Consider the following 19738-nt stretch of genomic DNA (forward strand, 5'->3'; position numbering starts at 1 on the left):
GAGAACAATGCCATGTCGGCCGCCGCCTTCACGGGCCCTAGTGTCACGGACATCGACGCCGCGAAGGTTCGCGGCGCCGGCTCGAACGTCCACTTCGACAAGGTCGTTGTCGCCTATGGCGCCCATGTCGTCCTGCATCCGCTGACCCTCGACATCGCGCCTGGCGAAATCCTGGCGATGATAGGCCCGTCCGGCTCCGGTAAGACGACCGCTCTGCGTGCCGTTGCCGGCTTCGTGCGACCGGCAAGCGGCCGCATCCGCATCGGCGCCACCGACGTCACCGATCTGCCGCCCTATGAGCGTGGGCTCGGCATGGTGGTGCAGAACTACGCGCTGTTCCCGCATATGCGGGTCGAGGACAACGTCGCCTTTGGCCTCAGGGCACAAGGCGCCGACAAGGCGCTGATCGGCGAGCGGGTGAAGGATGCGCTCGCCACCGTCGGCATGGCGACCTTTGCCCGGCGTTATCCGCGCGAGCTTTCGGGCGGCCAGCAGCAGCGCGTCGCGATTGCGCGGGCGCTTGCCGTGCGGCCGCGCGTGCTGCTGCTTGACGAACCGCTTTCGGCGCTCGACGCGCAGATCCGCCGCAACATGGTCGAGGAGATCGCCCGTCTGCACCGCAGCCTGCCGGGCCTGACCATCCTCTACGTCACCCACGACCAGACCGAGGCGCTGACGCTTGCCGACAAGATCGCCATCATGCGCGACGGCAGGGTCTGTTCGCATGGACCGACGACCGAACTCTATCGCCGTCCGCCAAACCGCTTCACCGCCGAGTTTCTCGGTCGTGCCAACCTTCTGCCGGTGACGGTTGCCGATGCTGCCGGCCCGAAAGGCTTTGCCACGGCCAGGCATGGCGATGCCGTGCTCGCCGGTGCCGGTCGCGGCGAGAAGGTTGGCGACAAGAGCCTGCTTTGCATCAGGCCGCAGCATCTGAGCCTGACGGCCGACAGCGAGCACACCAACCGCATTGTCGGCACGCTCAGGGAAGTGCACTGGCAGGGTGAACTCACGCATCTGGTGCTCGATGTTGACGGCACGCCGGTGCGCGTCTCGGCAACGAAACTGCCAATGGCCTTGCCGGAACCCGGCACAGAGGTGCCGCTGTTCTTTGCGCCGGCCGATACGTCGCTTCTTCCGGAAGACGCCGGTGTCTGAAGCGCTCGCCATTGGTATGCCGACGGCCAGAAAGCGAGAGCCGGGCCGGCTGTGGATCGTGCCGCCGGCGGCCCTGCTGGCACTGCTGTTCTTCTACCCGCTGGCGTTGATTGTACGCCAGGCCTTCCTCGACGACAGCGGCGTCGCCAATGTCGCCGAGATCGTCCGCGTCCTGCATTCGCGCTTCTTCCTCAACGCGCTGTTCAACACGGTGACGATCTCGGTCACGGCGACGGCCGGATGCCTGGTCGTCGGCCTGGTGCTGGCGCTGATCCTTGCCTTCGTGCCGTTTCCAGGCAGCGGCTTCATCGCCAGGCTGATCGACACTTTCATCGCCCTGCCGACCTTCCTGGTGACGCTGGCCTTCACCTTCCTTTACGGCTCCGCCGGCATGCTCAACTCCGGGCTGATGGAAGCCTTCTCGCTGCCGCTGCCGCCGGTCGACTTCCTTTATTCGACATGGGGCGTCGTTCTGGCCGAGGTCACGGTCTACACGCCCTTCATCCTGCGGCCGCTGCTTGCCGCCTTTTCGCTGGTCGATCGCGGCCAGATCGAAGCGGCAAGCGTGCTTGGCGCGCGACCGTTCCGCATTGTCCGCCAGGTCATTCTGCCGGCGGCGGTACCCGCGCTCATCGCCGGCGGCAGCCTCTGCCTGCTCCTCACCGTCAACGAATTCGGCATCGTCCTGTTCATCGGCGCCAAGGGCGTCATCACGCTGCCGCTGCTGATCTATGGCAAGGCGATCCAGGAATCGGCCTACCAGGTCGCCTGCATCATCGCCGTGGTCAACATAGCCCTGTCGCTCGGCCTGTTCGGTCTCTACCGGTTCGCTGCCGGCCGGTGGGGAGTCTAGCGATGCTGGTCTGGTCGCGTTCCGGTCGCTTCGTCATCTGGGTGATCTTCGCGCTGATCTTCGGCGTGCTGTTCCTGGCGCCGCTGGCGGTGATCCTGCTGTCCAGCTTGGCCGACCAGTGGAACGGCGTGCTGCCCAATGGCTTGACCACGGAGCACTACACCGATGTCGCGCGCGGCGCGGCCTGGAACGCGGTCAAGGCCAGCCTCGTCACCGGCTTCCTGGCCAGCGCGCTGGCGCTGGTCAGCGGCACCTGGGCAGCACTTGCGCTGCGCATCCAGGGCGCCACGCTGGCGAGGGCACTCGGCCTGCTGGTCTTCATCCCGAGCGCTGTGCCTTCGGTGTCGGTCGGCCTTGGCCTGCTGGTTGCGTTCAGCCATCCGCCGCTGTTGCTCAACGGCACGATCGCAATCGTCATGATCGCGCATTTCGTGCTGATCTCGGCTTTCACCTTCGGCAATGTCTCGGCCGGGCTTGCGCGGCTGTCGCCCGATTTCGAGCAGGTCGCGTCGAGCCTTGGCGCACGCCCTGCCTATCGGCTCCGGCATGTCACGCTGCCCTTGCTCGCACCCTATCTGGTCGCGGCCTTCGGGCTGAGCTTCGCGCTGTCCATGGGCGAGCTTGGCGCGACCGTGATGGTCTATCCGCCGGGTTGGGTGACGCTGCCGGTGTCGATTTTCTCACTGACCGATCGCGGCGACATCTTTGCCGGGGCGGCGCTCACCATGATCCTGGTGGCGGCAACGCTGGTCCTGCTGCTCGGTCTGGAGCGCATCACCAAGCGCGCTACCGGCGCATAGCGGACATTGCCTCAGGCCGGCTGGCGTTCGACGATGTAGATGTGGTCGGCCGCCAGCACCACCTCGCCGCGCTGGTTGATCACCTCGCAGCGCTCGATCACGCGTCCGGAACCCGGTCGCTTGGGGTCGTCCTCCTTGGCCGCGATGGTGGTGCGTGTGCGGATCGTGTCGCCGATGAACACGGGCTTGATGAAGCGCAGCCGGTCGTAGCCATAGGAAAAGGCGACGGGATTGATGACCGTTGCCGTCAGCCCGATGCCGACCGAGAACACCAGCGTGCCATGCGCGATGCGCTGGCCGAACGGCGTTGTCTTCATGAACTCGGCGTCCACGTGGTGCGGGAAGAAATCGCCGGTGTGACCGGCATGGACGATGAAGTCGGTCTCGGTAATCGTGCGGCCGCTGGTCAGCCGTGTCGAGCCGATCTCGTAATCCTCGAAATACTGGGTCTGTTCCATCAGGGCCTTTCCGCGACCGGCGTCGCCGGCGCCGCGCTCGAACGATAGGCGGCTTCCACCAGCGCCATTGTGTTCCATGCATCCTCGACCGAACTGATCAGTGCTGCGTCTTCGCCGGATGCAAAGCGCTGAACATTTGCCATGCGCCCGACAAAGGCGTCGGGAAACCACTCGCCGGCCAAGGGCACCGCGATCCAGTCCGATCCGCCCTTCGGATAGATTTCCAGAATGTCCGGCTCGCCCCGGGGATAATCGAGATTGAGACCGAGCTTGAGATAGGCGGCACCCTCGGTGCCGCAGACGCGAAATTCGCAGGCCTGATGCCGGCGCCCGAACTTGTGGTCGTGGTTGATCGACAGCGCGCAGCGCACGGTGTCGCCATAGTCGAGAATGGCGCTGGTGCGCGTCTGCGCCACGGAATGATTGGGATGGCCGAGCGTCTTGGCATGCACGCCCTTGGGGTCACCGAGCAACTGCCGGATCAGGTCGAGATAGTGGATCGAGTGCATGGCGATCTCGACGCGCGGCGCCTTGAGCAGGAATTCCCACAACTGCCACGGCGTCGCCAGCGCCAGCCAGGCGTCGAAATCGACGACCTCGCCGAGCCAGCCCTTGGCGATGGCGTCCTTCAGCGCCAGCATCATCGGCGCGAAGCGGAGCTGGAAATTCACAGCCGCCTTGAGCTTCTTGGCGCGGCAGATTTCGAGGATTTCGCTTGCCTCCCCGAGGTAATTGCCCATCGGCTTCTGGATCAGGGCGACCGCACCGCCGGGCAGGGCCTTCAGGATATCGGCGTGCCGCCCCGGTGGCGTTGCCAGATCGAAGATCGCGTCCTTAACTCCAGCGGCTTCTTGCACCGATCCGAACGCCTTCACGTCCCATTTATCGGCCAGGGCCTGCGCCTTGGCCTGGTCCGGATCGTAAAGACCGGCGATCGGAAACCCCGCTTTTCGGTAGGCCGGGAAATGCGCGTCGCCGACAATCGACCCTGCACCGAAAGTGACGATCGGTCGGGGTTGTGAGGGTTTGGCCCAGGCCTGGACGAGTGAGGCAGGGTCGAAACCGGCCTCAGTCATGGTGGAAGACCTCGTCCATCGAAGCCCACCATTCACCCTCCTTGCGGGTCGCAAGCGGCTCCTGGCAAGGTATGCAGACGGCCCACCATTCCTGCGTCCTCGGATCGGCCGCCATCTTGGCCATGTCGGCCTCGTAGTCGATGCCGTGGTATTCGAAGGTGCTGAACAGCAGGTTCTCCGGCCGCTTCAGGTAAATGGAATAGTTCTTGATGTTGCATGCCGAAATCATGGTCAGCACGTCCGGCCAGACGGCGGCATGGAGGCGAACATAGTCCTCGATCTTCTCCGGCTTCAGCCCAAGCACAAATCCCATCCGCTGCATATCAGCTCCTTATCTCGTGATCGCCGTGGTGAATTCGGCGATGCTCATGGCCTTGACCGCGTCCCAGTCCCAATCGATGCCGATACCGGGCTCGTCGGGCGCCAGCGCATGCCCATCCTCGATGCGCATGTGCTTGCCGGTCAACTGGTCGAGTTGCGGAATGTACTCGACATACCTGCCGTTCTGAACAGCGCAGGTCAGGCTGACATGCAATTCCATCAGGAAATGCGGGCAGACCGGAATGTCGAAGGCCTCCGCCGCATGGGCGATCTTGAGCCAGGGCGTGATGCCGCCAATGCGGCCGACATCGACCTGCACGATCGAGCAGGCGCCTTTCTGCATGTATTCGCGGAAGTGCCTGACGGAATAGAGCGACTCGCCGATGGCGATCGGCGTCGGCGTCGAATTCGACAGCCTGATATGCCCGTCTATGTCGTCGGCCGGCAGCGGCTCCTCGATCCAGGCGAGATCGAGTTCTCGAAGCCTCGCCGCACGCCGGATCGCCTCGTCGACGGAGAAACCCTGATTGGCGTCGGTCATGATCTCGTAGCCGTCGCCCACCGCCTTGCGCACCGCCGACAGCCGCGCGAGATCCTCGGAGCCATGCGGCCTGCCGATCTTCACTTTCGAGCCGCGAAACCCCTTGGCCTTGGCGGCCACCGCATCGTCGACCAGCGCCTGCGTCTCGATGTGCAGCCAGCCGCCTTCTGTCGTGTAAAGCGGGCAGCGGTCCTTGGCGCCGCCAGCGAGCTTCCATAGCGGCAGGCCCTGTTTCTTCGCCCTGAGGTCCCAGAGCGCTGTGTCGATCGCCGCGATGGCGATTGCCGTGATGGCGCCGATCGTGGTGGCGTGAGTGGCGAATTCGAGATCGTGCCAGATCGCTTCGATCATATCAGGATCGCGGCCGATCAGGCGCGGCGCCAGGTGGTCGGACAGAAGCCGCATCACCGACGAGCCGCCGGTGCCGATCGTGTAGCTGTAACCGGTTCCGACCGCGCCGTCGGAATCGGTGATGGTGACGATTGGCGTCTCTTGGCTGACGAAGCTCTGGATCGCGTCGGTGCGTTTGACCTTGGGCACAAGGTCGACCATGCGCAATTCTATCTTTTCGATCTTGGCCATGTCGGTCAGCTCCGCAATGTCTTTCCGGTCTCAGCGGCAAACAGATGCGCCTGCGACAGGTCGAGGCTCATGGCGACGCGCTCGCCTGGCTTCAGCGGCCTGGGGTTCAGCATGCGAGACACCCAGTCACTGCCGTTGAACTCGACGAACACCAACGTCTCGTTGCCGAGCGGCTCGGTGACGGTGATCGGCAGTTCGATCTGATGCACGTCGGCCGCGCCGCCGGAGCTGATACCATGGCCGGTCGGATAGATGTCGTCTGGCCGCAACCCGAACACGACCTTGGCGCCGCCAGCGACGTTGGCCTTGAACTGACCGGGCAGGGGCAGCTTGGCGCCGCTGGCGAAAACCAGCTGGTCCTCGTCGACCGTCGCCTCGTGCAAATTCATCGGCGGTGAGCCGATGAAGCCGGCAACGAAGCGCGTCGCCGGCCGGCGGAACACTTCATCTGGGGTGCCAACCTGTTCGATATGTCCGTCGCGCATGATGACGATGCGGTCGGCAAGCGTCATCGCCTCGACCTGGTCGTGGGTGACGTAGATCACCGTCGATTGCACCTTGGCGTGCAGCTTCTTGATCTCGGTGCGCATCTGCGTTCTGAGCATGGCATCGAGATTGGAAAGCGGCTCGTCGAACAGGAAGACGTCGGGGTCACGCACGATGGCGCGACCCATGGCGACGCGCTGGCGCTGGCCGCCGGACAGTTGCGACGGTCGACGGTCGAGCAAAGCATCGAGCCCCAGGATAGCCGAGGCCTCGGCGACGCGGCGATCCATGTCGTCCTTGGCGGCGCCGGCGATCTTCAAGGAGAAGCCGAGGTTTTCGCGCACCGTCATGTGCGGGTAGAGCGCATAGGACTGGAACACCATCGAGATGTTGCGCGAACGCGGCGGCAAATCGTTGACGACGCGCCCGCCAATCTCGATCGAACCGGCGCTGATCTCTTCCAGCCCGGCGATCATGCGCAGCGTCGTCGACTTGCCGCAGCCGGAAGGACCGACCAGCGCGATGAATTCGCGGTCGGTGATGTCGAGGTCGATGCCATGCACGATCTCGATATTGCCGTAGCGCTTGGTCAGCTTTTTGAGGGAAACCGTTGCCATGAGATCAGCCTTTCACCGCGCCGGAGGTCAGGCCGCCGACAAGGTGCTTCTGGACGATGAAAGTGAGGGTGAGCGCCGGAATGATCATCACCACGGCGAGCGCGCACATGCCTCGCCAGTCGATGGTGAACTCGGCCGTGTAGTCGAGCAGGCCGACCGGCAGCGTCTTGGCGCTGACCGAGCGGGTCAGTTGGGAGGCCAGCGCGAACTCGTTCCAGCAGGTCAGGAAGGCGAAGATCGCGGCCGATGCGATGCCTGGTCCGGCGAGCGGGAACTCGACCTGCCAAAAGGCCTGCCAGCGCGTGCAGCCGTCGATTTGTGCTGCCTCGGCGAGATCCTTCGGCACCTGGCGAAAGAAGCCGTCGATCAGCCAGATGGTGAAAGGCACGTTGAGCGCGACATAGGCAAGGATCAGCCCGAAATGCGTGTCGATGATACCGAGCCGCACATAGAGGAAGAACAGCGGCAGCGACAGCGCGATACCGGGCACCGTGCGTGTCAGCATCAGGCCGAGGAAGGCGCTCGATTTACCGCGAAAGCGATAGCGCGCGAAGGCATAGCCGCCCGCCATGCCGATGGCGACCGCGATCACCGTCGAAGTCACCGAGATGATCAGCGAGTTGCGGAAATATTCGATGACAGGGATGCCGCCCTTGCCGATGCCTGAGAACATCGCGACATAGGCGTCGAACGAAATATCCTGCGGGATCCACACCGGCGGCTTGGCCATGATCTCGACCGTCGGCCGCAGCGACGACAGGACGATCCACAGGCCCGGCAGGCAGATGGTCAGCATCGCCAGGAACAGGCCGATGCGATAGACGATATCAAGCAGCCTGCGCTTAAGGCGGGCGGAAGAATTCTCGTCCATCTTCACCACTCCGCGCCGATTTGCGTGCGCGCCGCGGCGAGCTTGTTGAAGAAATAGACGGTGAAGGCGATCGACAGCAGGATCGAGAAATAGGCCATGGCGTTGGCCATGCCCATGCGCCCGTCGCTGTAGGCGGTGCGTGCGACCAGAGTCCACAAAAGCTCCGTGCGGCCGGCCGGACCGCCATCGGTCATGATCTTGACGATGTCATAGGCACGCGCCACGTCGAGCGAGCGGATGGTCATGGCGATGTAGGCGAAGGGCATGACGAACGGCCAGGTCACATAACGGAAGGTCTGCCACGGCGTGCAGCCATCGACGCGCGCCGCCTCGATCGGCTCTTTGGGCATGGCGAGCAGCCCGGCGAGGATCAGGATGGCGAAGATCGCCGTCGACGACCAGATCTCGGCAACCGAGATGGCGATGAAGGCGAGGTGACCCTCGATCAGCCACGGGATGGCGTCCCTGGTGATGCCAAGCGACTGCAGCGCATTGTTCACCAGGCCGATATTGTCGTTGAACATGAACTTGAACTGGAAGCCGACGAGGATCGGCGAGAACATCATCGGAAACATCATCAGCGTGCGCAGGATGCGCTGGCCGCGCGTCGCCTTCTCAACCAGCATGGCGAGACCAAGGCCAAGCAGCATTTCAAGATTGAGCGCGATCGTCAGCAACAGAACGGTACGGCCGAATGCCCACCAGAAATCGGTGTTGGCCAGGATCGACAGGTAATTCCTGAGGCCGATGAAGACGAAGAACGTCTCGGGCTTGGTCAGGCGGAACGGCGTGAAGCTTGAATAGAGCGACAGAAGCAGCGGCACCACGACGACCGCCGCCAGAACGACGATGGCCGGAAGCAGCAACAGGAACGGCGCGGGTGGCTTGAGGCCCTTCATCGGGCTCCTCTGGTGTCTGGCATTCAGATTTTGGCCCGAGGCCCGATATGATGAAACGGACAACGCCGGCAAAAGGCGATTACCTCCCCCATTGAGGATGAGGGAGGCAATCTTGTGAGCAATGCTTACAGTTTGCCTGCGTCTTGCAGGATCTGCGTCGCCTTGTCGGCGGCTTCGTCCAGTGCCTGCTTGGAGGTCTTGTCGCCGAGGATCGCGGCCTGCAACTCGGGATAGACGGCGTTCGAGATCTCGATCCACTCAGGCGTCTGCGGCACGGCGAAGGCGTGCTTGGCTTCTTCCTGGAAAGCCGACAGAACCTCCTTCTTGTAAGGGTCGTTGGCGGCTTGCTGCAGGTCCCAATCCCAGACCGCGGTGCGCGTTGGCAGCGGGCCGGCGGTGGCCTCGAGCTTCTGGCTGTCCTCGTTGGTCAGCCACCATACGAGCGATGCCGCTGCCTCCTTGTTCGGGCAGTTCTCGGTCACCGAGAAGCCATGGAAGCCCGACCAGCCGGTGCGCACCCCGGCGGAGCCTTTCGGCGCGACCTTGACGCCGACATTGCCCGCGACTTTCGACGATTTCGGATCGTTGAAGAAGCCGGCCCAGCCCGGCCAGTCCAGATTGATGGCGACGGTGCCCGAGGCAAAGCCCTGGCCGAGATCGTCCCAGAGGTAGTTGGTGGTTCCGGCCGGCACGGCCTTGGCCTTGTAGAGGTTGACGAACCAGTCGAGCGCCCGGATGCCGGCTTCGGAATTGAAGACCGGCTTGCCGTCCTTGTCGAGATATTCGCCGCCCTCGGCGACGACCATTTCGTAGAAGCGGCCATTGATCGCCTCTTCCTTGCCGGCAAACTGCGTGCCGTAGAAATTCGGCGGGTTGGCGAAGAACTCAGCCTGGTCGGTGACTTCCTTCCAGGTGTCCGGCGGCACCAGATCATAGCCGTATTTGGCCTTGAACTTGGTCTTGTTGTCGGCGTTCTCGTACAGGCTCTTCTGGTAGTAAAGCGCCGAGACGTCGAACTGCGCACGCGGCAGCATTTCCAGCTTGCCGTCGATGGTTGCCGCCTTGATCGTCGACGGCACGAAGGCGTCGATCTCCGACTTCGGCAGGAGCTTGCTGAGGTCGGTGTAGAGGCCGGTGTATTGCGGCGCGAAGGAGGAATGATTCCAGCCGACGCACCAGTTGGTGCTGCCCGAGGCGATGTCGGACTTCAATTCCTTGTCGATGTCGAAGCCGTTTTTTTTGGTCAGGATGTTGACCTTGGCGCCGGTCGCCTTCTCCCATTCGGGAATGCGCTCGTAGAGCTTTTCATATTGCTGGCCGCCGATCAGCTTCACGTCGACGGTCACGCCGTCGAACTTGCCGGGCAGGTCGCCGGCAACGGCGGTGCCTGCGCTTGACGCAAGCATCAATGCGCCGGCGCATACGCCGGAAAGCAGTCTGTTCATTGGTATCCTCCCTGGGTGCGCCTCGGTGGCGCCCGCAACTCGTCACGTGACAAGAAATGCTACATTCATATACAAACAAAACATTCATCCGTACGTCAAGGCGAAATTTGTTTCCGCCTGGCCGCGTTCCTGCGTATATGAAGAGTTGAATTCACTGGAGGGATGAGCCATGGACGACAGCGAAGACGAACGTTATCGCGCGCCGGCGCTCGACAAGGGGCTCGACATCCTTGAGCTTCTAGCGGGCGTGGACGGTGGCCTGACCCAGGCGGAAATCGCCAAGAAGCTCGACCGCAGCCCCAATGAATTCTACCGCATGCTGGACCGGCTGGTGCGGCGCGGCTACGTCACGCGGCTCGATGGCGACCGCTATTCGCTGACGCTCAAGCTGTTTGGCCTGGCACAATTGCACGCGCCGGTGCGGCGGCTGGTTTCCTATGCGACGCCGCTGATGCGGGAGCTGGCCGAGACCTCGCAGCAGGCCAATCAACTCGTTGTTTTTGATCGTGGTTCCGCTGTGGTGATAGGCCAGCAGGAAGCGCCAAACTACTGGGGGATTTCGATCCGGGTCGGCTCCCATATCAGCCTGTTCGACACCGGTTCGGGACATGTGCTGCTCGCCTTCCGTTCGCAGGAGGAGCGCCAGATGATGATCTCCGAACATGTCCGCAGCACCGACAATACGGCGCAGCCGCCCGAGTTCTTTGCCCGCCTCGACCAGATCAGGGAACGGGGATATGAGATGATGGCCTCGATGCAGACCGCCGGCGTCTACAATCTGTCGGCACCGGTGCGCAGTTCCGACGGCAAGGCCATCGCGGCGCTTTCAATTCCTTACATCACCGTCGTCAACGCTCCGTCCGCGCCGGACATAACGCGCACCATCGAGCTGCTGCTGGCAACGTGTGAGAAGCTTTCGCGTTTGGCCGGGTCGGCCGTCGGCTCATCGACATAATTCTTATTTGAATAAAGAATTCCTCCGTGAGATGATGTGAAAAATATAGGGGAGGAGCCCGCCATGATCATCGACACCCATTTGCATCTCATCGATCGCTCGGCGCTTCGCTACCCCTGGCTTGCCGGCGTACCGGCACTGAACCGCGATTTCTCTTACGAGGAGTACGCGGCGGAGGCGCGGCGGGTCGGTGTCGGGCGCGTGCTGCACATGGAAGTCGATGTCGACCCGGCCGACATCGAGGCGGAAACCGCCCGTGTCGAGGGCCTCTCGCGGCAAGCGGGCAGCATGCTCTCTGGGGCGATAGCATCCTGCCGTCCCGAAGACGCTGACTTTGCCGCTTATCTCGAGCGCCAGCGGACAAACCCCTTCGTCAAGGGTTTCCGCCGCGTCCTTCACGTCGTCCCGGACGATCTTTCGGAGGGCGCACTGTTCCGTGACAACATCAAGCGGCTTGGCGGCACCGGCCTGACCTTCGACCTCGTCGTGCTGCCGCATCAGATTCCCAAGGCGATCGCGCTCGCCGAACTGGCGCCCGACGTCCAGTTCGTCCTCGACCATTGCGGCGTTCCCGACATCAAGGGCGGAGCCGAGCATCCCTGGCGCGAACACATGAGCGAGATCGCACGGCGCCCGAACGTGATGGCCAAGATTTCCGGCGTGGTCGCCTATGCCGACGCCGCCAATTGGACCGTCGATACGCTGCGGCCCTACGTCGAACACACCATCAATTCATTCGGCTGGGACCGCGTCGTCTGGGGCAGCGACTGGCCGGTCTGCACGCTTGGTGGCGGTCTCTCGACCTGGGTGGCGGCGACCCACGCGCTGCTTTCGGGTTGCAGCGTTTCGGAGCGTGACAGGCTGTTGTCGGGCAATGCCCGCAGGCTTTGGTGGTTGAAATAACGACCTCGCTCAGCTCTCGCCAGGCGAGGGGGAACTGGCCCGGAACAGGCTGATGAGATCGGCGACGACCCGGCCGGCAGGATGGCCGGAGGTCAGGCCGGAATTGATGCGGTCTGACGCCGCCTGCTGGAACGCCATGTAGCCGTCATGGCGCGGCCGCACCCAGGCGCCCTCCAGCGTCGCGCGCGTGCCTCGATAGAAGTTGCCGGCCACTTCATTGATAGTCTGGTCTTCCCAGGCAGCCGCATGGCCCGGCTGGCCGCCGGCGGCGGCATAGATGCCACGCTGGACATCGCCGCTGGCGACCCAATAGGCAAAATCGATCGCTGCCTCTTTAGCCTTGGAGAAGGCTGATACCGCTATGCCTGTGCCGCCGAGCGCCGAGCCGATCGGACCATTGGAACCGACCGCCGGGATGTCGGCAAAAGCCAACCTGTTGGCGCGAAAACCCGACGCCGCATAAGAGACGTAGCCATAGATCAGCGGCGCGCAGACAATGCGGGAACCAGCCTCGGCCATGCGTTCCGAAACGGCGATCGGGTCCATGTCGAAGCACGTCGGGTCGACCAGCGCGGCGATCTCACGCATCGTCTCGAAGACTTCGCAGCCCGTCTCGACAGCGATGAGATCGCCCGACGGATCGGTCGCGCAGGGATGCCCGAGATTACCGGCCAGCGTGTAGAAGGTCATCAGGCAATGCGGCGGTCGCAGCGGCAGCAGCACGCGGCCTTGCCGGGCGAGATCGAGCACTTCGCTCCACGTCGCTGCCGGCGCATCGAGCGCGTCCGGCCGCCAGGCCTGCACTTGGCTGGCCGCATCGATCGGAAACGCCCATTGCCGGTCTTGCCATGTGTAACTCGGATAGGACTGGCCAACGCTCCCCGACGCAAGCGCGGCGCGTTCCGCCTCGCGGCCGGCGACGTCGAGAGGCTCGAGGCAGCGCTCCGCGGTGATCTGGCCGACATGCGGATGGTCGATGACGATGAGGTCGTAGGCGCGCGCCAACTCCTCGACCGGGAAGGATTCGAAATCCTGCAGCGAACGCTTGTCCCATTCGATGGCAACTCCCGTCCGCTCGCGCCATAGCGCCGAGCAGGCAACCATGGGATCATAGCCACGCGGATGGCTCCAGGTCATACCCCTAAGCTTGAGGCTCACAGGTCGAACTCCTCGCGGATTTTTGCGCTGTGCTCGCCGATACGGGGTGCCGCGCGGTCGACCTTGGCCCTGATACCGTCGACCCTCAGCGGCGAACTGGTGGTGAGGATCGAGACGTCGTCCTCGCGCGTCACCGTCTGCAGCATGTCGAGGGCCTGAAAACCCTCGCTTGCCAGCATCTCCGGCCAGGTCAGCACCTTGGCGCACCAGATGTCGGCGGGTTCGAGAATGGCCAGCCAATCGTCGATGGTCTTGGTCGCGATCCTCTGGGCGATGATTGCCTTGATATCGTCGCGCGCGGTGAACCAGGATGCCGGCTTGTCGCGATAGGGAGCCAATTCATCGAGCGACAAAAGGTCGGCCAACTTGGGGATCGGCGTCATGGCGATGGCGAGATAGCCGTCCTTGGCCGGATAGACTCCGTAAGGCGCCGAGAGATAGGCATGCGCGCTGCGGAAGCTCGAGCGCCTGGGCAGGCGGCGCCCGTCATTGAGATGCGTGGTCAGCACCTCGAACTGGAAGTCGACCAGCGCTTCCAGAAGGCTGGTCTCGATATGGCTGCCCTGGCCTGTGATGCCGCGCCGCACCAGTGCGGCCAGGATGCCTTGCGCGCAGGCCGCACCCGCCAGCATGTCGCCGATGGCGAGGCCGAACGGCACCGGTCCCTGGTCTTCGTCGCCGTTCAGCCACATCACGCCGGAGCGCGACTGCGCCAGCAGATCCTGGCCCGGGCGCTTCACCCACGGGCCATCCTCGCCATAGCCGCTGATCGAGGCATAGACCAGGCGCGGATTGATCTGGCGGACGGTCTCGTAGTCGAGCCCAAGGCGCTCGATGACGCCCGGTCGGAAATTCTGGATCAGCACATCGGTCTTGGCCAGCAGCCCGCGCAATGTATTGAGGTCCGCCTCGTTCTTCAGATCGATGGCGAGGCTTTCCTTGGCCCGGTTGATGGCATGGAAGATGGTGGAATCGCCGCCGATCTCGGTGTCGCTGAGATAGAGCCGGCGCGACAGGTCGCCGCCGTCAGGACGCTCTATCTTGATGACGCGGGCGCCGAGATCGAGCAGCCTGAGCGAGCAGTAGGGTCCAGACAGGAACTGGCTCATGTCGACGACGACGAGACCGGCAAGCGGCAATTCGGCTGCTGCCGGCATTTCTACTTCTCCGTCTTGCCGACGAAATCGGCAGGGTTGCGGTACTTCACCGTCTGCAGATGCTCGCAATAAAGAACGAGCTCGCCTTCGCCCTTGAACACCTCGTAGCTGGCGCGGATCAGCCCCATCTCCTTGTAGCGGGGGTGTTTGTCGAGGTTGGAACGGATCGAATAGATCGTGTCGCCGATGAAGACAGGCTTTATGAATCGTAGCTTGTCATAGCCATAGGAAAAAGCGTTGACGCAGTTGGTGGCGACCAGCCCGAGGCCCGCCGAGAAGACGAACGCGCCGGCAATCAGCCGCTTGCCGAAAATGCCCTCGCTCTCGGCAAACATCTGGTCCTGCACGTAAGGATGGATGTCGAGCACCAGTGCGTTGAAAAGGTGACTGTCGCCCTCGGCCATGGTGCGACGCAGCGAGCGGATTTTCTGGCCGACCGGCCAGTCCTCATAGAACCAGTTCTCGGCGTTCCACACCGGGAGGGCGGCATGATCGGCGGGCATATTCCTGGGATGCGTCGAGACAACGCCAACGGTTGGCGCGAAATCGCTCATGGCGTAGTCCACCGGGCTCGCGAGAGCGCCCATCCAGCCATTCGAGCACGCTTCAAAGCGCCTGGGTGCACGACGTCTCCTCCCGTCAATCTTCTTTTGTAAATACTATTTTCACATATGAGGTTACGTTGCAAGCGAGGACAAGCGAAATTTTGGCGGTCCCACGGTACTGAGCACCGGCGGGCAGGGAGGGAAAACATGCGCAAAGCCTGTCTGGTCTTCGTCGGCAGCCTGAACCGCGAAGCGCCTTATTTTCAGAGTGCGCGAGGCGTCGGCCTTTGTGTCTACAGCTTCGACGAGGAAACGCTGCAAACAAGAAAGCTGGCCGAGACGAATAATGTCGACAACCCTACCTTCCTGTCGGTGACACCGGATGGCTCGCGCATCTACGCCAATTCGGAAGTCTTCACCTGGCGCGAGGGCACGGTCTCGGCCTACAGCTTCGATCGCGGCTCGGGCACGCTCGCCTATTTGAACAAACAGCCTTCGCTGGGCAGCATCACGGCGCACAATACCGTCACGCGCGACGGCACCAAACTCCTGGTCGCCAATTACGGTATGGGCGAGGGTGGTCCGGACCGTGCGGTGGCCGTGTATGGTTTCGACGGGGAGGGCGCACTGTCCGCGCCATTGGCCAGCGTTTCGCACAAAGGCACCGGCCCCAACGCGACGCGGCAGGAACGCTCGCATGCCCACAGCGTCACCCAAACCATTGCCGGTGGAACGGCAATCGTCGCCGATCTCGGCATCGACCGGCTGGTGTCCTATCGGATCGGACAGAACGGAAGTCTGGTGAAGCTCGCAGAGTCCGCGCTCCCTCCGGGTGCCGGCCCGCGTCACATTGCCTTGCATCCGAACGGCCGCTTTGTCTTTGTCATGAACGAGCTGGATTCGACCGTCGTGTCGTTGGCGCTCGACAATGCGACCGGCAGGCTATCGATCATCGACACCAAGCCGGCGGTGCCGGCCGAGGCCCGCGACAGCAATCACTGCGCCGATATCCAGATCTCGCCGGACGGCCGTTTCGTCTATGGCGGCAACCGTGGCCACGACAGCGTCGTCATCATGGCGGTCGACCAGCAGACCGGCAGCTTAAGTCTTGTCGGCTATGTCCCTTGCGGAGGCGCCACGCCACGCAACCTGGCGCTGACGCCTTCGGGCGGCCATCTGTTCTCCGCCAACCAGAATGCCGACCGCATTTCGATCTTCGTCCGCGACGCCGGCAACGGCATGCTGACCAATACCGGGCGCAGCATCGAGATCGGCACGCCGATGTGTGTCAAGATCGTCGCGTGACCGCCGGCCAGCAGACTAGCCGGGCTCAAGCCTCTTGGATGGCCGAGAGCTTCCAGGTCGAGCCATTCTGGCGCGTGAACGTCCACAACTCGGTCGTCTCCGTCGGATGCTCTTCGTCGCCTTCGACGACCTTGCCGCTCGCCCGTTCGCGCATCACGTCGCGAGACTCGTAGCGCAACGCCGCCGTGGCGTAGTCGCGGTCATCCTCGCGCCAGCTTTCCGCGATGTCGGCCTGCAGCAGGGTGACGTCGGACACTTCGTTCCTGAGACCTTTCTGGGCATTGTCGGCCAGCTCTTCCGAGAGATAGGATACCATCTCGGGCGTGACCGACCGGCGCAATGCCGCATGGTCTTCGCGCCCGAACGCTTCCTGGACATCGGTCAACAGCTGCTGGAACGCGTCAAGGTCGGCCTGGGCCAGCGTGATCTCTTCGGATCGGGTGGTCTCGTAGCCTCCGCCCGATCCGCCGCCAAACCCGGGAATTGTGAAGGAGCCAGCGCTGCTCGTGTTCTGCTGTGCCGTTGCGCGGTTCTCGAACCGTGAAGCTTGGGCATCGCCCATGCCGGCGAGCGCGGGCGCGGGGCCACGCGCGGATTGCGACCGGAAGAACCTGATGGCCAGCATGATCGCGCCACCGATGAGCAGGGCCTGGAGCAGGAATCCGAACATGCCGGCGAGGCCGCCGAAACCTTGGCCAAGGAGCAGTCCGATCAGGCCGCCGATCAGCAGGCCGCGCATCATCGTTCCACCGAAGCCGCTCATGAAGCCGGGCCTCTGCAGGCCGGTCTGTGGTTGCCGGGCAGCATTGTTGACGCCGGCGTTGGGTGTCATCGAACGCTCGACCGGAGCGGTCGGCGCCGGCGCGGTCCGGGTCGGCGGTGCCGATTGGAACGTGCGTGTGCCGCGGCTGCCGAAACTGCCGCCGCGCCGCGCCTCGGCGTGATCGATCGCGACCATGGAGAATGCAAGGAACAGGCCGGCAAAGAGGGTGACAAATCGGCTTGTGCGGGAAATCATCGGGGTGACCTTTATCGCTGTGGTTTCGGGCGTTTTCGGCAAAGGGCCGGCCTTGGAAAGACCGGCCTCATGGTCAATCGAACAGCTCTTCGAAAAATGATTTCTTCCGCTTCGGATAGCGGTGGCCATGCGAGCGGGAATAGTCGCCATCGCGGTCCCGGCTGTGTTGCGGCTGGGCAAATGGCGCCGGCTGTGGCTGCGGCGCGGGAGACGCGTCCCTGGTGGACCGTTCGATGATCTTGTCGAGTTCGCCACGATCGAGCCAGACGCCGCGGCACTGCGGACAGTAGTCGATCTCGATCCCCTGGCGTTCGCTCATCACGAGGGCGACGCGGCAGGAGGGGCAAACCATGCCGAGGAGGGAAGATGTCATGTGGGGCTCCTAACCAGAAAGTAATGAGCCCACTTAACCGAAAGGAATGGAAACGGGCCCGTTGAAGCGGTCCGACATCACGGTCGCCAAAGCGACAGTCAGAGGGGCCCGGCCCGCACACGGGAGTTAGGAATGCGGGACGAAGCCTTCAAGGGGCAATGTTGCCGGTGAGAGCGATTTGCTGCTCAAACCGTCACCACGATCTTGCCGAACTGCCCGTTCGATTCGAGATAGCGATGCGCCTCGACGATCCGGTCGAAGGGAAAGATCCTGTCGATGATCGGCCTGAGCGCGCCGTCCGCGAGGCCTTCGAGGATGAATGCCTTGGCCGGCTCCAACTTCTCCGGGTTGCCGGTGATCTCATGCACGAGATAGCCGCGCAACGTCAGTGTCTTGCCCAGTACCGCAGGCAACGGGAACGGCGTCGGCTGGCTGCTGAGGCCGCCATATTCGATCAGAATGCCGCCTCGCGACATCGCCGCAGTCAGCGGCTCGAAGATCGGCCCGCCGATCGCATCCAGCACCACGCGCACGCCTTGCGGCCCGGCGATCTGGCTCAGTCTGTCGGCAAGTTCCTCTTCCTCAAGGACCACGACATGCGCCGCGCCGGCGTCGAGCAGAGCCTGCCTCTTCACCGATGTCCGCGTCACCGCGATCGTTATCGCGCCAACGCTGTTGGCGATCTGGATCGCCGCAAGCCCGACGCTGCTCGAAGCCGCCGTGATGACGACGACCTCTTCGCGGCGCAGCCTGGCGATGTCGATCAGGGCGCCGTAGGCGGTGAGGTACGGCATCCAGACCGCCGCCGCGGTTTGCCAGTCGAGGGACGCCGGATGCTTGACGATGAGCCCCGCGGGAAAGGTGGCAAGCTCACCGTAAGCCGGCCAGCGAACCATCGATTGCGGCGGGATGACGCTCACGGCGTCACCATGTGCCAGCCCCATCACGCCTTCGCCAATTGCCTCGATGACCCCCGCCGCTTCCAGCCCAAGCCCGGAGGGCAGGACGGGTGTCTCAATGTAGCTGCCCGCGCGCAGCAGCGCCTCGGCGCGGTTGAGGCCGAGCGCCTTGACGCGGATTTGAACCTCGCCCGGGCCCGGTGGCGGAAGGTCGACCTCCTCGATGCGCAGGACCTCGGGACCACCATGCTGGTGGAAGCGAATGATACGGGCCATTCGGTTCACTCCAAATTATCTGACACTGAATGAGCTATGACGCGAAAGCCTTATGAGATAAACGGCTGTTCGGATTGTTCAGTGGAAACCAGGAGTTTCGAATTTGGATAGGCTCGAAAGCATGGCTGTGTTCGTCAGGGCGGTCGATCTCGGCTCGTTCGCGGCGGCGGCGACCACGCTCGATCTATCCGGACCGATGGTTGGCAAGCATGTCCGGTTTCTCGAGGAGCGGCTTGGCGTGCGTCTCATCAACCGGACCACGCGCCGCCAGAGCCTGACCGATTTCGGCCGCGCCTATTATGAGCGGTGCCGCCTGGTGCTGGCCGAGGCCGAAGCCGCCGATGCGCTCGCCGCCGATCAGCTCTCGGAACCGCGCGGAAAACTGCGTGTCACCATGCCGGCGCATTTCGGGCGCCATTGCGTCGCCCCCGTGCTGCTGAAGCTGGCAGGGCAGTATCCAATGCTGGAACTCGAGCTGTCGCTCAGCGACCGCTTCGCCGATCTCGCCGAGGACGGTTTTGACCTCGCCATCCGGACCGGCGGTCTGGACGACAAGGCCGGCGTGATCGCGCGTCGCCTTGCACGCCAGGACATGGTCGTCTGTGCCGCGCCTTCCTATCTTGAAATTCATGGCGAGCCACGGCGGATCGAGGACCTCGCCGATCACCAGGCGATTGTCTACCGCCGGCTCGGCATGATCGTTCAGCCGTGGCTATTTCCGCGCGAGGGGCAGACTGCGCTCGAGGTCACCCCAAACGGCCGGCTGCGGCTCGACGATCTGGATGCCATCGCCGATGCCGCCGTCGACGGCATGGGACTGGCGTGGTTGCCTTACTGGCTGGCTCGCGAGCGCATCCAGGTCGGCACGCTGGTCGACCTGTTGCCGGACCAGCCGCGCTATCCCTACGATTGTCATGCGCTCTGGCTGCGGACGCCGCATCTGTCGCTCAAGGTCCGGCTGGCCGTCGACGCATTGGCGGCCGCCTTGCCGAAAATGATGGCGTGATCGCCAACAGACGACATGCGCTCTTTGAGGCGTGGC

The 19738-nt window shown here is 63.5% G+C and carries 21 protein-coding genes; 7 read left to right on the forward strand and 14 right to left on the reverse strand.

What is annotated here, in order from left to right; all coding sequences use genetic code 11:
- Positions 1-12 precede the first annotated feature (12 nt).
- From LB571_RS14860 to LB571_RS14870, 3 genes are read left to right on the forward strand one after another with little or no spacing between them, the layout of a single operon-like run.
- Positions 13-1158: an ABC transporter ATP-binding protein gene (locus tag LB571_RS14860; RefSeq protein ID WP_224595434.1), complete on the forward strand. Its 1146-nt coding sequence runs from the start codon at positions 13-15 to the stop codon at positions 1156-1158.
- Positions 1151-2011 carry a 2-aminoethylphosphonate ABC transporter permease subunit gene (locus LB571_RS14865; protein ID WP_224595436.1) on the forward strand — a complete coding sequence of 287 codons (861 nt, stop codon included), beginning with the start codon at positions 1151-1153 and terminating at the stop codon, positions 2009-2011. Before LB571_RS14860 ends, LB571_RS14865 begins: the two co-directional genes overlap by 8 nt.
- 2 nt (positions 2012-2013) lie before the next feature.
- A complete protein-coding gene (locus tag LB571_RS14870; RefSeq protein WP_224595438.1) occupies positions 2014-2811 on the forward strand; it encodes an ABC transporter permease subunit in 798 nt (265 codons plus the stop codon).
- Positions 2812-2822: 11 nt separating this feature from the next.
- Here LB571_RS14870 and LB571_RS14875 read toward each other — a convergent pair whose 3' ends face one another.
- The 8 genes from LB571_RS14875 to LB571_RS14910 all read right to left on the reverse strand — a co-directional run bounded on the left by LB571_RS14875 (position 2823) and on the right by LB571_RS14910 (position 10107).
- A complete protein-coding gene (locus tag LB571_RS14875; protein WP_181166368.1) occupies positions 2823-3272 on the reverse strand; it encodes a MaoC/PaaZ C-terminal domain-containing protein in 450 nt (149 codons plus the stop codon).
- The gene (locus LB571_RS14880; protein WP_224595440.1) at positions 3269-4345 is read right to left on the reverse strand and encodes a Gfo/Idh/MocA family protein; all 1077 of its coding nucleotides are present in this window, start codon (positions 4343-4345) and stop codon (positions 3269-3271) included. The genes LB571_RS14875 and LB571_RS14880 overlap by 4 nt, the downstream gene beginning before the upstream one ends.
- Complete coding sequence (locus LB571_RS14885) at positions 4338-4667, reverse strand: L-rhamnose mutarotase (RefSeq protein ID WP_140617475.1); 330 nt, start codon at positions 4665-4667, stop codon at positions 4338-4340. Before LB571_RS14885 ends, LB571_RS14880 begins: the two co-directional genes overlap by 8 nt.
- A 9-nt stretch (positions 4668-4676) precedes the next feature.
- Entirely contained in the window at positions 4677-5789 is a 1113-nt protein-coding gene (locus LB571_RS14890; RefSeq protein ID WP_140617474.1) for a mandelate racemase/muconate lactonizing enzyme family protein, read from the reverse strand.
- 5 nt (positions 5790-5794) lie between these two features.
- Positions 5795-6892, reverse strand: coding sequence for an ABC transporter ATP-binding protein (locus tag LB571_RS14895; protein ID WP_224595441.1), 1098 nt, complete (start codon positions 6890-6892; stop codon positions 5795-5797).
- A gap of 4 nt (positions 6893-6896) precedes the next feature.
- A complete protein-coding gene (locus tag LB571_RS14900) occupies positions 6897-7763 on the reverse strand; it encodes a carbohydrate ABC transporter permease (RefSeq protein WP_015319054.1) in 867 nt (288 codons plus the stop codon).
- 2 nt (positions 7764-7765) lie between these two features.
- Complete coding sequence (locus LB571_RS14905) at positions 7766-8662, reverse strand: carbohydrate ABC transporter permease (protein ID WP_224595444.1); 897 nt, start codon at positions 8660-8662, stop codon at positions 7766-7768.
- Between the two features lie 125 nt (positions 8663-8787).
- Positions 8788-10107: an ABC transporter substrate-binding protein gene (locus LB571_RS14910; RefSeq protein WP_224595447.1), complete on the reverse strand. Its 1320-nt coding sequence runs from the start codon at positions 10105-10107 to the stop codon at positions 8788-8790.
- A gap of 169 nt (positions 10108-10276) precedes the next feature.
- On the opposite strand from LB571_RS14910, the gene LB571_RS14915 reads away from it, so the two are divergent.
- Both LB571_RS14915 and LB571_RS14920 read left to right on the forward strand, forming a co-directional pair.
- The gene (locus tag LB571_RS14915) at positions 10277-11062 is read left to right on the forward strand and encodes an IclR family transcriptional regulator (RefSeq protein WP_015319051.1); all 786 of its coding nucleotides are present in this window, start codon (positions 10277-10279) and stop codon (positions 11060-11062) included.
- 63 nt (positions 11063-11125) lie between these two features.
- The gene (locus tag LB571_RS14920) at positions 11126-11965 is read left to right on the forward strand and encodes an amidohydrolase family protein (protein ID WP_224595449.1); all 840 of its coding nucleotides are present in this window, start codon (positions 11126-11128) and stop codon (positions 11963-11965) included.
- Positions 11966-11974: 9 nt separating this feature from the next.
- Here the strand turns inward: LB571_RS14920 and LB571_RS14925 are convergent, their stop codons facing one another.
- The 3 genes from LB571_RS14925 to LB571_RS14935 are packed head-to-tail and all read right to left on the reverse strand — an operon-like array spanning position 11975 to position 14834.
- Positions 11975-13123 (reverse strand): extracellular solute-binding protein, encoded by a 1149-nt coding sequence (locus LB571_RS14925; protein ID WP_224595451.1) that lies wholly within the window; start codon positions 13121-13123, stop codon positions 11975-11977.
- Positions 13120-14280 carry a CaiB/BaiF CoA transferase family protein gene (locus tag LB571_RS14930; RefSeq protein ID WP_140661565.1) on the reverse strand — a complete coding sequence of 387 codons (1161 nt, stop codon included), beginning with the start codon at positions 14278-14280 and terminating at the stop codon, positions 13120-13122. Before LB571_RS14930 ends, LB571_RS14925 begins: the two co-directional genes overlap by 4 nt.
- Positions 14281-14282: 2 nt before the next feature.
- Positions 14283-14834 carry a MaoC family dehydratase gene (locus LB571_RS14935; RefSeq protein WP_140877934.1) on the reverse strand — a complete coding sequence of 184 codons (552 nt, stop codon included), beginning with the start codon at positions 14832-14834 and terminating at the stop codon, positions 14283-14285.
- A 198-nt stretch (positions 14835-15032) separates the two neighbouring features.
- On the opposite strand from LB571_RS14935, the gene LB571_RS14940 reads away from it, so the two are divergent.
- The gene (locus LB571_RS14940) at positions 15033-16130 is read left to right on the forward strand and encodes a lactonase family protein (RefSeq protein ID WP_224595453.1); all 1098 of its coding nucleotides are present in this window, start codon (positions 15033-15035) and stop codon (positions 16128-16130) included.
- 25 nt (positions 16131-16155) lie between these two features.
- On the opposite strand, the gene LB571_RS14945 is transcribed toward LB571_RS14940, so the two are convergent.
- The 3 genes from LB571_RS14945 to LB571_RS14955 form a co-directional block, all read right to left on the reverse strand.
- On the reverse strand, positions 16156-17148 hold the full coding sequence (locus tag LB571_RS14945; RefSeq protein ID WP_140617466.1) for a Tim44 domain-containing protein: 993 nt from the start codon (positions 17146-17148) through the stop codon (positions 16156-16158).
- A 73-nt stretch (positions 17149-17221) separates the two neighbouring features.
- Positions 17222-17521: a zf-TFIIB domain-containing protein gene (locus LB571_RS14950; protein ID WP_140617465.1), complete on the reverse strand. Its 300-nt coding sequence runs from the start codon at positions 17519-17521 to the stop codon at positions 17222-17224.
- Positions 17522-17706: 185 nt separating this feature from the next.
- Positions 17707-18696 carry a zinc-dependent alcohol dehydrogenase family protein gene (locus LB571_RS14955; protein ID WP_224595455.1) on the reverse strand — a complete coding sequence of 330 codons (990 nt, stop codon included), beginning with the start codon at positions 18694-18696 and terminating at the stop codon, positions 17707-17709.
- A 103-nt stretch (positions 18697-18799) separates the two neighbouring features.
- Here LB571_RS14955 and LB571_RS14960 point away from each other — a divergent pair, with 103 nt between their 5' ends.
- Positions 18800-19702, forward strand: coding sequence for a LysR family transcriptional regulator (locus LB571_RS14960; protein WP_224595473.1), 903 nt, complete (start codon positions 18800-18802; stop codon positions 19700-19702).
- Positions 19703-19738 lie beyond the last annotated feature (36 nt).

It is taken from the genome of Mesorhizobium sp. BR1-1-4, from assembly GCF_020165375.1.
GTDB classification, from domain to species: Bacteria; Pseudomonadota; Alphaproteobacteria; order Rhizobiales; family Rhizobiaceae; genus Mesorhizobium; species Mesorhizobium australicum.